Annotated in this window: 16 protein-coding genes; 10 read left to right on the top strand and 6 right to left on the bottom strand. The window is 70.2% G+C overall.

What is annotated here, in order from left to right; genetic code table 11:
- The first annotated feature begins 26 nt into the window (after nt 1-26).
- Nucleotides 27-218, top strand: coding sequence for a hypothetical protein (locus ACLBWJ_RS10465; protein ID WP_274179284.1), 192 nt, complete (start codon nt 27-29; stop codon nt 216-218).
- Nucleotides 219-225: 7 nt separating this feature from the next.
- On the opposite strand, the gene ACLBWJ_RS10460 is transcribed toward ACLBWJ_RS10465, so the two are convergent.
- Together ACLBWJ_RS10460 and ACLBWJ_RS10455 are read right to left on the bottom strand one after the other, a co-directional pair.
- A complete protein-coding gene (locus ACLBWJ_RS10460; protein WP_447660262.1) occupies nt 226-927 on the bottom strand; it encodes a FadR/GntR family transcriptional regulator in 702 nt (233 codons plus the stop codon).
- Nucleotides 924-1,532 (bottom strand): TetR/AcrR family transcriptional regulator, encoded by a 609-nt coding sequence (locus ACLBWJ_RS10455; protein ID WP_282501608.1) that lies wholly within the window; start codon nt 1,530-1,532, stop codon nt 924-926. The genes ACLBWJ_RS10460 and ACLBWJ_RS10455 overlap by 4 nt, the downstream gene beginning before the upstream one ends.
- Nucleotides 1,533-1,602: 70 nt before the next feature.
- Between ACLBWJ_RS10455 and ACLBWJ_RS10450 the strand changes: the two genes are divergently transcribed.
- Nucleotides 1,603-2,892 (top strand): MFS transporter, encoded by a 1,290-nt coding sequence (locus tag ACLBWJ_RS10450; RefSeq protein WP_282501610.1) that lies wholly within the window; start codon nt 1,603-1,605, stop codon nt 2,890-2,892.
- On the opposite strand, the gene ACLBWJ_RS10445 is transcribed toward ACLBWJ_RS10450, so the two are convergent.
- The gene (locus tag ACLBWJ_RS10445) at nt 2,889-3,164 is read right to left on the bottom strand and encodes a hypothetical protein (protein ID WP_282501612.1); all 276 of its coding nucleotides are present in this window, start codon (nt 3,162-3,164) and stop codon (nt 2,889-2,891) included. The two genes, ACLBWJ_RS10450 and ACLBWJ_RS10445, sit on opposite strands and share 4 nt — an antisense overlap.
- 161 nt (nt 3,165-3,325) lie before the next feature.
- Between ACLBWJ_RS10445 and ACLBWJ_RS10440 the strand changes: the two genes are divergently transcribed.
- Nucleotides 3,326-4,570, top strand: coding sequence for a maltokinase N-terminal cap-like domain-containing protein (locus tag ACLBWJ_RS10440; RefSeq protein ID WP_282501613.1), 1,245 nt, complete (start codon nt 3,326-3,328; stop codon nt 4,568-4,570).
- 126 nt (nt 4,571-4,696) lie between these two features.
- Here ACLBWJ_RS10440 and treS read toward each other — a convergent pair whose 3' ends face one another.
- Nucleotides 4,697-6,994 (bottom strand): maltose alpha-D-glucosyltransferase, encoded by a 2,298-nt coding sequence (treS, locus tag ACLBWJ_RS10435; protein ID WP_274179289.1) that lies wholly within the window; start codon nt 6,992-6,994, stop codon nt 4,697-4,699.
- A 62-nt stretch (nt 6,995-7,056) separates the two neighbouring features.
- Complete coding sequence (locus ACLBWJ_RS10430) at nt 7,057-7,716, bottom strand: YoaK family protein (RefSeq protein WP_274179290.1); 660 nt, start codon at nt 7,714-7,716, stop codon at nt 7,057-7,059.
- Nucleotides 7,717-7,843: 127 nt separating this feature from the next.
- Between ACLBWJ_RS10430 and ACLBWJ_RS10425 the strand changes: the two genes are divergently transcribed.
- The 5 genes from ACLBWJ_RS10425 to ACLBWJ_RS10405 all read left to right on the top strand — a co-directional run bounded on the left by ACLBWJ_RS10425 (nt 7,844) and on the right by ACLBWJ_RS10405 (nt 11,445).
- A complete protein-coding gene (locus ACLBWJ_RS10425; protein WP_274179291.1) occupies nt 7,844-8,149 on the top strand; it encodes a hypothetical protein in 306 nt (101 codons plus the stop codon).
- A 134-nt stretch (nt 8,150-8,283) separates the two neighbouring features.
- Nucleotides 8,284-9,408 carry a hypothetical protein gene (locus tag ACLBWJ_RS10420; protein ID WP_447660261.1) on the top strand — a complete coding sequence of 375 codons (1,125 nt, stop codon included), beginning with the start codon at nt 8,284-8,286 and terminating at the stop codon, nt 9,406-9,408.
- Nucleotides 9,409-9,442: 34 nt separating this feature from the next.
- Nucleotides 9,443-10,054: a hypothetical protein gene (locus tag ACLBWJ_RS10415; protein WP_274179293.1), complete on the top strand. Its 612-nt coding sequence runs from the start codon at nt 9,443-9,445 to the stop codon at nt 10,052-10,054.
- Entirely contained in the window at nt 10,047-10,595 is a 549-nt protein-coding gene (locus ACLBWJ_RS10410; RefSeq protein WP_274179294.1) for a hypothetical protein, read from the top strand. Before ACLBWJ_RS10415 ends, ACLBWJ_RS10410 begins: the two co-directional genes overlap by 8 nt.
- Nucleotides 10,588-11,445 carry a hypothetical protein gene (locus tag ACLBWJ_RS10405; RefSeq protein WP_274179295.1) on the top strand — a complete coding sequence of 286 codons (858 nt, stop codon included), beginning with the start codon at nt 10,588-10,590 and terminating at the stop codon, nt 11,443-11,445. Before ACLBWJ_RS10410 ends, ACLBWJ_RS10405 begins: the two co-directional genes overlap by 8 nt.
- Before the next feature lie 20 nt (nt 11,446-11,465).
- On the opposite strand, the gene ACLBWJ_RS10400 is transcribed toward ACLBWJ_RS10405, so the two are convergent.
- A complete protein-coding gene (locus tag ACLBWJ_RS10400) occupies nt 11,466-12,494 on the bottom strand; it encodes a S41 family peptidase (RefSeq protein WP_274179296.1) in 1,029 nt (342 codons plus the stop codon).
- 257 nt (nt 12,495-12,751) lie between these two features.
- Here ACLBWJ_RS10400 and ACLBWJ_RS10395 point away from each other — a divergent pair, with 257 nt between their 5' ends.
- Both ACLBWJ_RS10395 and ACLBWJ_RS10390 read left to right on the top strand, forming a co-directional pair.
- Nucleotides 12,752-13,594, top strand: a complete 843-nt coding sequence (locus ACLBWJ_RS10395) for a helix-turn-helix transcriptional regulator (RefSeq protein WP_447660260.1) — start codon at nt 12,752-12,754, stop codon at nt 13,592-13,594.
- 94 nt (nt 13,595-13,688) lie between these two features.
- Nucleotides 13,689-14,615, top strand: coding sequence for an SDR family oxidoreductase (locus ACLBWJ_RS10390; RefSeq protein ID WP_274179298.1), 927 nt, complete (start codon nt 13,689-13,691; stop codon nt 14,613-14,615).
- The last annotated feature ends 3 nt before the right edge of the window (nt 14,616-14,618 follow it).

Genomic DNA, 14,618 nt, shown 5'->3' with positions numbered 1-14,618 from the left:
GGTACCACGAACGTGAGGAGTCAGACATGCCCGACATCGAGCGAAAGCACGGCACCGAGGTTCCTGTCGCCGACGCCGAGGAACAGCAGCTGCCGGCCACGGCCGACGACAGCGCGGCCCCCGAGATTCCCGCGCCGAGCACGGAGGCCGACGCCGCCGACGTGTGGGAGCAGCGTCACGAGGTGCCGGTGGACGACGACGAACCGGAATCGGAGTGAGGCGCGCTCACCCTGCGACGTAGCGGCGGAAGTCGTCGAGCGTCTGCTGCAGGTGCTGGTCCATCGCCGCCCTCGCGGCATCCGGGTCGCCCGTCCGCAACGCCTCGAGGACTCCGCGATGCTCGGCGATCGCGTGCTGCTGGATCTCCGGCGCCCGCGATGTCTGCGTCCGGCGCTCGGCGAGCACTTCGGTCAGGGGCGCGAGCAGCACGGCGAGGAACAGGTTGCCCGAGGCGCGGAGGATCACGGCGTGGAAGCGCAGATCGGCGTCCACGAAGCGATCGACATCGGCCGCGGTCGCTCCCGCGACCATCTCGTCGATGCACGCCGCGCACTCCGCCAGGGCGGCGCCGTCGATGAGCGGCGCAGCGAGAGCCGCTGCCTCGCATTCGATGATCCGGCGCGTCGAGATGAGCTGTTCCGCCACCAGGGCGTCATCACCGTGTGCGGCCCGAAACCGGAGAGCGTCGGACACCGAGCTCCACTCTTCGACCGGAGCCACGCGGGACCCCACCCCCGACACCACCCGCACGATGCCCCGCGCCGACAGGGTGCGGAGCGCTTCGCGCACGGTCACGCGGCTGACGTCGAACTCGTCGCCGATCTCCGCCTCGGTCGGCAGGGCATCGCCCGGGGCGAAGCGTCCCCCGATGATCCGGTCGAGCAGATCGTCGGCGACGGTGTTCACGAGCGACTTGCGACGGCTCACCGCCCCTCACCTCGCCGTTCGAAACCCGCCCAGCCGTTCTCGAGCACAGCGAACCCGGCATCGAGCGTCGCCTCGGGATCGTCGCTCTCGTTCACCATCGTCTGGATCTGGAGCACGAACCGCGCGAACGCACGGATGTAGGGGTCGGGCTGCGCCTCGCCGAGCTCTGCGGCGACCGCCTCGGCGAGCGCCTCCTCGTGGCGCAGCCACATGCGCGCGGCGTAATCGCGCAGCGCGGGCGTGGCGTTGAGGAAGTCCATGAACACGCGCGCCACGTCATCGCCGTGCTCGGCGGCCCCGGCGCGGATCTCACGGGCGTAGTAGTCACGGATCGATCGGGAGATCGACGTTCCCGGGGGGCGGTCCCGGACGGCCGCGACGAGGCGCTCGCGCTGTTCGTCGTCTTCGTCGAAGACCAGCGCCTCCTTCTGACTGAAGTGCGCGAAGACGGTCGTCGGAGAGACATCGGCCGCGTCGGCGATCTCACGGATGCTGACGTCGTCGAAACCCCGCTCGAGGAACATCATCGTCGCGACGTCCGAGATCCGTTTGCGCGTGGCCGCCTTCTTGCGCTCGCGGCGTCCCGGCGGCGCAGTGTCGTTCATGAGGTCGATCCTAGGCGGCGAGCACGAAAAACTGTATTGACACCAAACCTGGTATCGATACAGTTTCGGTATGACTTCAGTTTTCTCGCGCCCGCAGCCCGCCGGCGCCGACCGCCGATGGGTGATGCTCATCCTGCTCACGACGCTCACGACGGCAGGCATGACCGTCGTCCTCCCCGTGCTCCCGTTCGTCGTGCTGCGCTACGTCTCCGGCGAGGGAGACCTCGCGCTCTGGGTGGGCGCGCTCGAAGCCGTCAACGGGCTGTGCGCCTTCATCGCGGCCCCCTTCCTCGGTCGCCTGTCCGATCGGTTCGGTCGCCGCCCGGTGATCATCGTCGCGTCGTTCGGGGCCGCGGTGAGCATGCTTCTCTTCGGCATCGGCGGCGCGATCTGGGTTCTGCTGCTCGCGCGCGTCATCCAGGGGGCGACGGCCGGAGACCTGCCCGCGCTGTTCGCCTACCTCGCCGACATCACCCCACCCGAGAAGCGCGCGCAGCGATTCGGCCTCCTGGGCGCCCTCTCCGGGATCGGCACCATGGTCGGCCCCGCCCTGGGCGGTCTTCTCGCTGCGGTCGACCTCGCCCTGCCCGTCTTCGTGACCGCCGGGATCTCGTTCCTCATCGCGACCCTCAGCGTCTTCCTCCTGCCCGAGAGCCTCGAACGCAGAAATCGCATCCCCGCGATCGCGGCATCGGACCTCAACCCGTTCGCGGTGTTCCGCCGCGCCTTCGTCCGCCCGGAGCTCCGCGGACTGCTCATCGCGTTCGCGCTCCTCGCCCTCCCCTTCGGCTTCTTCGTCAACAATTTCAGCGTGCTCGCGCTCGACTCGATCAGATGGGGTCCGACGGCCATCGGGCTCTTGATCGCCGTCGTCGGTGTGATCGACATCGTCGTCCAGGGCGTCCTTCTCGGCTTCCTGCTGCCCCGGATGGGTGAACGCGGCGTCATCGTCGCCGGCATCGCCGCCCAGGCAGCCGGGCTCGTCGCCCTCGCCGTCGTCGCCTCACTCATCGCGCAGCCCTGGCTCTTCGTCCTCGGCGCCCTCGCGCTCGCCGCCGGGCAAGGGGCATCGCAGGCCGCGCTCGACGGTGTCATGTCGAACGCGGTCGGTCCGCACGAGCAGGGCTGGCTCGGCGGAGTCACCCAGTCGCTCACCGCGGCGATGGGCACGATCGCCCCGATCCTCGCGGGCGTGCTCTACGCCGTCGTCGCACACGCGGCGCCCTACGCTCTCGGCGCCGTGCTCATGGCCATTGCCGCGGCCACCGTGATGCGCGCGCCCATCGTCGATGCGGCGACGAACCGCCCCGCGCCCCTCATCGATGATCCGGCCGGCCTCGGGACCGGGGCGCGCCCCTAGACGTCGAGACGCGGGTGCGGCATCCCGTCGGCGTCGTCCGCGCGTGCGGACGTGCGGCGTCCGTTCGCGAACGTCACGGCGACGAACGCGGCGAGCAGGACGACCACCACGATCCCGGCGAAGGCGAGAACCCGCAACTGCCGCAGATGCCACCCCGTGGCCACCTGAACGAAGACGAGGGTCGCGATCACGGCGATCAACCCGAGACCGACCATGACGCGGATGCGGCGGGCGCGCCGCATCCGCGTGCTCACCGTGCCATGCAGGGACATACTCTCTCCGCGGGCGGGGTTCTCGGGTGCCCCGCTCCACCGGTCACTATCGGTCGCGTCGCTGCGAATGTGCGGGCCGGCGTTGGAACAGAGCATTACGCCTCTCCCCCGCGCGCGTCCAGCCCTTTTGCCCGGAGATTCCGAACCGACAGTGTGGGACCGTGCGATTGACAGACGAGCTCGGCGCCTGGGCGGCGCGACAGCGGTGGTATGCCGGCAAGAGTCACGAACCGCGATTCCGCATCCTCGACGCGCAACCCGCCCCCGGCGGGGCGACGCGCTACCTCCTCATGGACGACGCCGGCGCACTGCCGACGCTCTACAACGTGCCGCTCGCCCGCGTGTCGGCTCCGGCGGACGGCGACGACGTGGTCGCCCGTGACGGCGACGACTACCTCGTCGACGCCGCGAAGCACACCGGGTTCACCATCGGGACGCTGGCCGAGATGGGCGTGGACGTCTCGCGCGTGACCGACTCCCGCGTGCTGACGGGCGAGCAGTCGAACACCTCGATCGTCTACGACGTCGACGGCGAGCCGACGATCATCCTCAAGCTCTTCCGGACCCTCCACCACGGCGAGAACCCCGACGTGACCGTGCAGCGTGTGCTGAGCGACGCCGGCTCGCCCTTCGTCCCGCGTTTCTTCGGGAGCCTCGACGCCGAATGGCCCGACATCGGGCGCGACTCGGGCGCAGCTCGCGGCACGCTCGGGTTCGCCCAGGAGTTCCTCCGCGGCGTCCGCGACGGCTGGGCCGTAGCTCTCGAGGCCGCCCGCGAGGATCGCGATTTCACCGACGCGGCCCGTGATCTCGGCATCGCGGTCGCCGGCGTGCACGGCGCGCTCGGCGCAGCCCTCGATTCGACGGAGGCCGCGGCGGAGCAGGTTACGGCGACCGGAGCCGCATGGCGCCGACGGCTGTCGATCGCCGCCAACGAGGTTCCGGCCGTGGCCGATCGCGTGGACGCGATCGGAGCCGTGTACGACGCGGCTCTCGCACGCCCGTGGCCGCGGCTCCAGCGCATCCACGGCGACCTCCACCTCGGGCAGGTGCTGGCAGTTCCGGCCGGGGGCTGGCGCATCGTCGATTTCGAGGGCGAGCCGCTGCGGCCCATGGCCGAGCGCGCCATCCCTGATCTGCCGCCGCGAGATGTCGCCGGGATGCTGCGGTCGTTCGACTACGCCGGCGCGGTCGGCGACGGCCCCGACCCGATCGGATGGGCGTCGGCCTGCCGCGCAGCCTTCATCGAGGCCTATGGCGCCGCACCCGGCGCGATCGACCTCGACCCGGTGCTGCTGCGCGCTCTCGTGCTCGACAAGGCTGTGTACGAGTCCATCTACGAGGCGCGGAACCGACCGGACTGGCTACCCGTGCCGCTGGCCGGGATCGACGCCGCCCTGGCCTGAGCCGGGCTGCGGCGCCGCCCCCCGGCGGATGCGCCGATACGTTCGTCGGTCCGACGGTGCCCGTGTCTACCGAACGGCCCGCCGAGGCGACACCGGCACCACCGATCCGACGGATGTATCGCGGACTCAGTCCTCGACGGGCTCGGGAGCGCGGAGCACCAGGAACTTCGCGCCGTAGCCGGGCAGCGAGACGCTGAAGCTCTGCAGGTCGTCGACGCGCCCGATGGTCTCGCCCGACGCGGCGTCGTAGACCTCGCTGCGGGGTACAAGCTGCTCGGAGCGCACGGTGCCCTCCGTCGGCTCGGGCGAGAAGTTCAGCACCGTCACCTGCATCGCGGCGTCCGCGTAAGGATCGCCCTCGTCGAGCCGGTGCACGAGCACGAGCATCCCGGCATGGGCGACCTCGGGGATGTCGACCTGTGACGCGGTCGCGATGCCGTGCTCGCGGCGCAGGTCGAGGATGCCCGACAGCCGCGACGCGAACGAGTCCGGATCGTCGAGCTGCGCGGGCAGCGCTCCGTAGAGGGCGCGGCCGCGCGGCATCCCCGATGCCGAGCGCGTGGCGGTCGGGTCGGCGTCGAGCAGGTCGTGCGCGCCCCGTTCGATCCAGCGGGTGTCCCCCGCGCCCAGCAGGTCGGCGACCTCGTCGGCGGGCACCGTCAGCATGCCGACGAGATCCCAGCCCGACAGGGCGAAGACCCCGGGCTGCCAGGCGTTGTACGCGCACAGCAGCAGGTGGGCGTCGCGGATGCCGGGAACGTCGGCGTCGGTGATGTCGTCGAGGCGCGCGATGCCGCGGGATGCCGCGATGAGCGACGTCGTCGTGCACGCGATGCCGTTCTGCGTGAACACGCGGTTGTAGTCGGCCGTGCCCGTGAGGTGCTCGGTGAGGTCTGCGCGGATCTCCTCCGCGAGCTCGCCGCCCGTGATGTCGCGTCCGCGGAAGCGGTACTCGTCGTCGCCGTGCCGCGTCGCCCAGTGCACGAGCTCGTAGGTGAGCTCGTCGTGGTTCTGCATGCCGTGCACGAGCTGCACCGGCGCGACGCCGAGCTCGAGCGACGAGGTCAGCGCGAGACGGAGGAACTCCGTCTGACCGGTCGCCAGGGCGTGGTGGTAGCCCGGGCGTCCGATGAAGTCGTACGAGAGATCGGCGCCCACCGCTCCGGTGTCGCGGATGTCCTCGATCGTCAGGTTCAGCTCCTGGAAGGTGAAGCCGCCGACCTTGCGGACCATGCCCGCGATGATGTGGTTCGCCGCGTGCGAGAGGGGGTGCCCCTCCGACCAGGCGGGAAGGCCCTCCGCGCTCTTCTCGACACCGAGGAAGCCGTTGGCGTCGAGGCGCAGCGCGCTGGTGCCGAGCTCTCCGAGCGAGTGGAGCGCGTCGCCGATGACCAGCCGCATGCCGGCGAAGGTCGGGTCGAGCCAGTTGATCGACGGCTGACCCTGCTTGAAGTAGTGCAGGTAGACCCAGCGCCGGGTCGCGCCGTCGGGGCCGATGACGGGCGCCGTGGCGCTCCAGTTCGTCTCCTTCACCCCCGGGGTGTAGAAGATGACCCGCTGCATCGCTCCGATGATGTAACCGCGTTCGGCGAGCTCGTGCTCGTTCGCGGGGTCGAGGTTGACGCTGTCGTATCCCTCGGGGACGTCGGGCAGCAGGTGCCAGTCCTCCGGCGGGATCTCGACCATGTGGTAGATCCCGGGGTAGTCCTTGAAGCCCATCTCGGCTAGGCGGAAGTCCGCACCCTTGCCGGTGTGACCCGGCACGATGTCGTCGATCACGCTGCCGCCGTGCGCGTCGGCGACGTCGCAGAGGGTCCGGAACTCCTCCTCGGTGCCGAATGTGGGATCGATCGACGTGCTGATGCGGTCGAAGTGACCGTCGACGCTGGGCGTCTCTCGCCAGTCGGTGATACCGCCGGCCCGCTTCACCGGGCCCGTGTGGATCGCGGTGATGCCGATGCGCTCGAACACCGACCACAGCGCGTCGTCGCCGAGGGCGGCGAGGAACGACTGCCCCGGGCGGGTGATGAGCGAGATCGGATAGGCGGTGAACCACACGTCCGTCGTCGAGATCGCGCGCCGTGCGTCGGGGCGGGCGTACGGATTCCGCCACATGGCGGGCTGCCCCGACAGCTGACGCGCCAGCACGTCGGCATCCTTGAGCATCGACTGCCGCACGAGCCACTCGACGTACGAGGGGTTGCTTCCGTTCGCGGTCCGCGGGTCGGTCATGTTGCGGCGGACGCTGCCGCCGCGGAACTGGTCGCGCGGCCGCAGTCGCCGCGGGCGTGCCGGGTAGCGCTGTTCGTCGTAGCTGATCTCGGGAACTTCGAGATCAGTGTCTTCGCCGTCGGCGCCTGCCGCACCCGGGAGGGTGATCGGGGCGGTGTAGAGGTCCTCCGGCTGTTCGTCGTCGCGCGCCATGCCTCAACGCTAGGGGCGGCGCGGATCCGGCGGAAAGGGCTGGTGCCCGAGCGGGCGAAGCATTATGGGGTCCGCGCCCGACCGCGCCGCATCCGGAACACGGCCGCAGCCGCCGTGAGCACGCCGGCAGCACCCGTGGCGATCCACAGCGCGCTCGACGCGAGAAGCGACGAGGCGAGGCCTCCCGCCACCGCCCCCGCGGCGACGGCCGCCCACATGAGCAGGTGACGGGACCAGCCCCAGCGGTCCCCGCCGCGCAGCGCCCGCACGACGCCCTGGCCGACCTTGACCAGCGCTCCAGTCATGTAGGTGACCCCGAACGCGACATCCTGTCGTTGCGCCAGCACGGTGTTGGCCGCCCCCATCCCGAACGCCAGCAGCGACCCGGCGGCGGCGGGCGCGGTCGTGGGAGCCAGCGCGGCCGCGAGCGCCGCGGAGGCGGTGATGACGCCGAGGATGTGCACGGTGCGGTCGGATGCCGGCGAGGTGAGCGCGGTGCCCGCCATGACGCCCATGACGAACGCTGTGATGAGCGCAGCCGCGAGGCCCGCGGCCGACCAATCGACGTGCGCGAGGTCGACCGCCAGGCGGGTGGTGTTGCCGGTCATGAACGAGACGAAGTAGCCGCCCAGCAGGATGAAGCCGCAGCCGTCGAGGTACCCCGCGAGCGAGGCGAGAGCGACCGCGACGGCGAGACGACGCGCGCTGAGCTGACGGACCATGCCATCAGTCTCCTCCCCGCGCGGCATCGCCGGAGTCATGGGGAGAACTCCCCATGGCACCGAAGCCACGACCACGCATACGCTAGGCGGCGCGCAGGACGATGTTCACGGACAACAGGGGGACGACATGGCAGGCGACGGGGTAGAGATTCCGCTTGCATCGATGGAAGAGCTCAGCACGGCACTCGCGCTGATCATCGCCGAGTACGCGGACGCCGGGTCCGAGACGAACCTTCTCGAACAGGCGATCGACCGGCCGCGGGGGGACGGCACGCTCGCCGCGGCGGCCAGCGCCTTCGAGTCCGAATGGAACGACAAGCGGGAGACGCAGCGTCGTCACCTGGAAGAGATGAAGAAGCGAATCGACGACAGCCGCGAGGCATGGGCTGAGGTCGACCTCGAGCTCGCGGCGTCCCTGGAATCGAGCGAATGATGAGCCACGACGACTACCGCTACCAGTCCGAATCGATGCCGGCGACTCCCGGAGGCCGCCGACTCGAGAAAATCGCAGGCGCCCCGGGAAGCATCAAGACACGCGGCGAAGCGATCCAGGAGCTCGGCGACAAGATGGCGTCGGCCGCTCGCACGCTCGAGCTGTTCGCAGACGGCACGGTTGGCCGCGGCGACTCCTTCACGTCGATCCGTGATCAAGCCAAAGAGGTGCATGCGGATCTCTCCACCGCCGCGTCCCGTTATCGGCCCAGCGGCCAGGCGCTCGTGTGGTACGCGGACGCCCTTGAAGAGGTGAAGTCCAGCACGGACACGCTGGTCGACAACGCCGCCGCGGCATGGGCGGAGGTCAACGCCGCCTCGCGGTCGCTGGAGAGCGCCGAAGGCGAGGTTCGCGACTACGAACGCGACGAGCGCAACGACGTCGAGCAACTCGGTCCGCGCCCGTCCACGGCAGGCGAGCAGGCTGCCTTCGACAACGCGCTCGATACTTTCGAGAGCTACTGGTCGCGTTACGACGCACCCGTCGAGTCGTGGGAAGCGGCGTATGACCGCGCCGTCGATCGTCTGGAGCGCGTGAACGAGGACGGCGTCTCCGACGGGTTCTGGGACAACGCCATGCCATTCATCGAGGGGATGCTGTTCGTCCTGGCGATCGTCGGCGTCATCCTCTTCGTCGTCGCACTGGTCGTCACGGGACCGTTGGCGGCGATCGCGGCAGCAGCGGCGGCCATCATCGGCGTGATCTCGCTCCTCGGCGAGCTTGCGCGGCTGCACACCGGGCGCGGCTCGTGGGGTGAAGTGGGGCTCGCGATCTTCGGGGTCCTCCCGTTCGGGAAGCTCGCGAAAGTGACGACCCTGTTCGATGCGGCCGGAGACGTCTCTCGGTTCACCCGGACGATGCGCCTCACGTTCTCGGAGTTCATCGATGCCCGCGCCGGCTTCGCACAGATCGACGACCTCCTGTTTCGCACCCGTTTGCCGGATGCATTCGCAAACCACGGCATGAACACCCGCAACATGTTCCGGCTGTTTCTCGGTCCGAAGGCGGCGTGGCAGACCATCGAGTGGACCGGCAACTGGGGTAACAGCCTCCGCAATCTCGGGGGTTTCGCGCCGGGGACGATGCCGTCGACCCTTGCCGAGGGCTTCTGGGGCTCGATGCAGGCTATCCAGCAATTCGCCGGCCTCGGACAGAATGCCAAGTCGGTGCTGGCGGGCCCGGCCCCGCAGGCTCGATAGGCTCGACCGCGTACCTCCGCCAGAAAGGTCATAGATGTCGCTCCGAGCCGAACTTGTCGGCGCGTCGCCACAGGTTCCGGGCTTCGCATTGGTGCTCCCGGGCGGGTGGGGCTCATTCGCGCCCAGTGGGGAAGAGCTGCGCGAGCGGGCCACGCGCTCACTGCGGGCCCTCCCGGGGGCGCAGCGAGCCGTGCTGGCGCCGCAGCTCGAGGAGCTGTTCGAGACCATGACGTCGTCTGCGGCCAAGGGGAACGTCATCCGCGTGTTCGCGCAGGTCGACGTCACTCCCGATGACTATCTGCCGCTATCGATCACCGCGTCACGGATGGACGCGCCGCTCGGCCGGTCCATCATGGAGGTCGGCGCACAGCTGATCGCAGCTCGCGGGGCCGCCCCGCTCGGAGACATCGCCGGAATCCTGCATTGGCGTAGTAACGAGAACGTGACGGTGACGAACGGTCAGATATCCACGACCGCCCTGAATTACCTGCTACCCGTCCCCGACCAGCCGGCGCACGGTCTGCTCCTGCGTGCGGAGATGCTGGCGGCGGCAGATTCAGCTGCAGTCGACGAGGAGGGGATCTCCGCTATGACGGCCTTGAGTCATGCGATCGTCTCGACCGTGCGTTGGGAACGACGTGCCTGAGCTGTCGCTGTCGGCCGACAGCAGGATCTGGTCGGCTGTACCTGATCGCGAGCATGCTCTGCCATGGCTCAACGATCTGTGCGAGGGGCGCGACGAGTCGGTCATCCGCGACATCCTCACGGCGGCCGAGCTGGCCGTCCTCACTCGCGAGGCTGCCCAGTCCGGCTCCGTCCTGCTGCTGTGCGAACCCGATGCCGGCCTCTACGCCGCGCTCACCCTGCTGGTCCCGGGACTGCCCGCCGTCACGCACGAGTCCGACGCGGTTCGAATCGCTCTGGCCGCCACCCCCTCGGCGTGGGAGCCCGTGGCGGTTCCCTTCGAGCTCCATGGGATGCCTGCCTGGCGGTTGACGATTGTCATCGACGATGGACCCAACGAGGGCGCACCACGCGTCATCCAGACCGTCCGGGCGATGTACATCTTCGCGCTCGGCGGGAGGCTCGCCGTCGCGCAGATGTCGCCCCTCCCGCCTGCTGCATCGGCTCTCGCGATGCCATTGGCCGAAGAGCTGCTCGCGAGCATCGAGGTGGCAGATGCCTGAATCTCGTCCCGATTCGTCTCCCAACGGCCTGGCCGGCCTGGACTTCGGCGCACGGCCCCACCAGCGCCTCACTCGGGCGGACGTCGACGCCGCGGTTCTGCGCTCGGCGGGCCTGGGCGACCTGGTCGACCGGCTCTGGCACGAGGGTGCCGCGGCCAGCAACGCCGCACGGCGCAGCGTCACAGCACATCTTCGTGAGCGCTTCGGCGCACGTGACCCGCACAGCGGAGTGATCCTGCGCGTCGTGTTCGTCTTGCTGCTGCTCTCGGTGCTGCCGATCGGCATGCTCAACGGCATCCGCCTCGGAGTCGAGAACACGGTGGTTCCCGGCGGGATCGTCAGCGTCGTCGTGGGGATCGGGGCTCTGACGGCCGTGGCGGCTGCCGGTGGCCGACCGCTCGGGCGACCGGTCGCTCTGCAGAGCACGTTGCTCGCAGTCCTCGTGATCGCCGCCGCGGCCGTGGCCTGGGTGGTAACCGACGGGGGCATCCGGATGCTCTATCTTCTGGGCGCTGTGCTCGCAGCGATCGCAGCGATCGTCGTCCGGCTCATGAGGGCACGCGGTGGCTCGATGACCACAGACATCGACAACGGGGTCGAGTTGGCGCACTTGGACGTGGCAGCCGAGATCGCCGTCGAGCGCGATCGGATGACGGCCGAGCTGATGCGCGATCTCGACGGGCGCACGGATGTGGCCGAGTTGGTCAGGCGGCGCAGCGCCGCGATCGACGAACTCCGCTCACGCGGCGGAGCGATGGAGGCTGACGAGCCGGACACTCCTCCCGGCGGGTTCATCATCCACGAGCAGACGATGCTGTGGCTTCCGGTGAGCCAGCGCCAGCGCCGATGAGCGTCAGCGAAAGGCGCGGATCATCCACCGCATCCCTCCTCGCGAAGCCAGGCGCGCGCCTCGTCCTCTGACGCGGATGCCGTCGCCGGCTGGTCCGGGTCGATGCTTCGCTCGTCGTGGTTGCGACCGGTCCGGTCGACGTAAGCACTCTCCGTGAGCACGAGCGTGGCCCCGTCGTAGAGCGTCGTGCTCGCATTCGCCGACGTGTATCCCGCGCTGGGCGTGCCGAACGTGCGGACACCGTCGACTCCGCGGAAGGATGCGAGCACGGCCTCGCCGCTCGATGCCGTTCTGTCGTCCTGCAGCACCGCGACGGGCACTCCGGTCGCCTTCGCTCGGTCGCCGACGTCCACGAAGACGTTCTCGCCCAGTGCCACCCCGTTCGGCCGCACCGTCACGAGGGCGTCACTGCCGTGCCGGTCGCGGAACGACAGCGCCGGCCCGTCAGGAAGCAGCGCCGTCACCCCCGAGAGCATCGGATACATGTTGCCGCCGACGTTGCCGCGAAGGTCCACGATCCAACCGCACGTGCCCGCCGCAGCCCGGTCGATCCCGTCTGCGACGGTGATCGCGTACGCGTCCTGGTCGTCCGCATCCGTGGAGAGCATCTCCGGCAGCACGACCGTGGTGATGCCGCCCTCGGAACTCACCGTCGGCGCCGGCACGGACGCGGTCGCCTCGGCGGATCGCTCCTCGCCCGAGGGGATGAAGCGCGAGTGCGGCCCGCCGGCGACCGCGACCGCCTCCCCGAGAGCGGGATACAGCTCGGCGTACGTTGAAGCATGCGCCGCGGCCTCGAGGAGCGCGGCGCGAACCGGCGGCCACTCGGCGCTGTCGGTGTGATAGCCGCGGTCGAGCCGCTCGACGGCGATCTCCGCGTACTTCTGCACCGACGGAGGAACCAGGTAGACGCCGAACCGGGGGCCGTAGACGTCGAGTGCGAAGACGCCGACGACTGTCACCGCCGCGAGCGCACCCACCGCGACGGTCGCGCCGACCAGACGCCGCCGACGACGGCGGCTCTTCCGCTCCGGACCTGCTGCTGTCATGTTTCTCGACCGTGGCACCCACCGATCGTCTCGATCTCTCAGCCTCGGCACATCGCCACTGCGATGTAGCCGCGCCAGCGGATGTCATTCCCGAGGAGGAGATCCGCGATCAGTCGGTGACGGCGAGCACCACCTGAGCGAAGGCGTACGCAGCACCGCCGACGGGCGGCGAGGGGTGGAGCAGCAGGTCCTGGCTGCGAGGCCCCCCGACCGGTAGAACAGAGGCCGCACCGCGTGACCGGGAAGGCGAAGGACACATGATCGATCGAGACACGCTCGCCGCATTCCTGAGGATGCGGCGAGAGGCGCTGCAGCCCTCGGATGTCGGGCTGCAGCGGGGCGAGCGCCGCCGGACTCCGGGGCTGCGCCGCGAGGAGGTCGCCGCCCTCTGCAACATGTCGACGGACTACTACGCCCGTCTCGAGCGCGGCAACGGGCCCCGCCCGTCGGAGCAGATGCTCGCCGCGATCGCACAGGGGCTGCATCTGACGCTCGGCGAGCGCGACCACCTCTTCCGACTTGCCGGACACGCGCCGCCCCCTCGCGGGCCCGCGAGCGATCACGTCAGCCCGGGTCTGCTGCGCATCCTCGATCGGCTGCACGACACTCCGGCGGAGATCGTGACAGAGCTCGGCGAGACCCTGCGCCAGACGCCGCTGAGCATCGCTCTCGTCGGCGATGCGACCCGGCACACGGGAGATGCCCGCAGCCTCGGCTACCGCTGGTTCACCGACCCGTCGGCGCGAGAGTCGTACGACGCGGCGGAGCATCAGGTCCTCTCCCGGGTGTACGCGGGAGGTCTGCGCGAGATCGTGGCACGGCGCGGCCCGTCGTCGCGCGCGGCCGCGCTGGCGGCGTCGCTCAGAGAACGCAGCGCGGAGTTCCGCTCTCTCTGGGATGCCCAGCAGGTCGGCATCGCTCCGCCCGAGGTCAAGCGGTTCCGGCATCCGGAGGTCGGCGCGCTCGAGCTGCAGTGTCAGACCCTCCTCGACCCCGATCAGTCGCACCGCCTGCTCGTCTACACCGCGGCGCCCGGGAGCGAGAGTCACGACAAGCTGCAGCTGCTGGCCGTCATCGGCGCCGGCGCAGGGGCGACCTGACGATCAGTGGATGAGCCGGCTCTGGATGCCGCCGCGCGCCGCGATCAGCATGGGACGAGCGGACCGCCCGGTCCGCGCGAACGATGGAGGAACCATGACCCGCGGCACCGCTCCCCTCTCCGACCTGCATGGACGGTTCGCCGTCGTCACCGGCGCGACCGACGGCATCGGCCGGGTGATCGCGACACGGCTGGCGGCCGCCGGAGCGACCGTCGTCCTGCCGGCACGGTCCCCCGCCAAAGCCGAGGCAGCCCTCGACGGCATCCGCCGTGCCGTGCCGGGCGCCGAGGTCACGACGCGTCCGCTCGATCTCGCCTCGCTCGACTCGGTCGCCGCGTTCACGCGCGACCTCGTGGCGGCGGGCCGACCCGTCGATCTGCTCGTCAACAACGCCGGTGTGATGCACCCCGGCTCACGGCGACCCACCGCGGAAGGCTTCGAGCTGCAATGGGGCGTGAACCACCTCGGCCACGTGGCGCTCACCCTCGGACTGCTGCCATTGCTGCGCGCCGGCGGAGCGCGCGTGACGCACCAGACGAGCGTCGCGGCCCGCTCGGGCGGGCTGAACTGGGACGACCTCGACTGGCGGCGCGGCTACGACGACATGGCCGCGTACCGGCAGTCGAAGATCGCCGTCGCCCTCTTCGCCCGCGAGCTCGACGCGCGCAGCCGCGCCGGCGGATGGGGCGTGTCGAGCAACATCGCACACCCCGGCGTCAGCCCGACGAATCTGCTCGCGGCGCAGCCCGGGATGGGCCGGGCGAAGGCGTCTCCGGGCCGGGCGCTGATCGTCGCGCTCTCGCGCGTGGGGCTCGCCGGCACCGTGCCGGGCGCGGCGGAGCCCGCGCTGGTCGCGGCAGCCGGCCCCGATTCCCGCGGCGACGAGTTCTACGGCCCACGTCGCGTCATCGCGGGTGCACCGCGTCGCCAGGAGTTCTGGGCGCCGTTCCGCGACCTCACCGACGGACCGCGTCTGTGGGATGCCTCGCTCGAGATGATCGGCGAGCGGTTCGCGATCTGAGCG

The sequence above is a fragment of the Microbacterium sp. M4A5_1d genome, from assembly GCF_053345465.1.
This window is presented reverse-complemented; position numbering and strand designations above follow the sequence as displayed.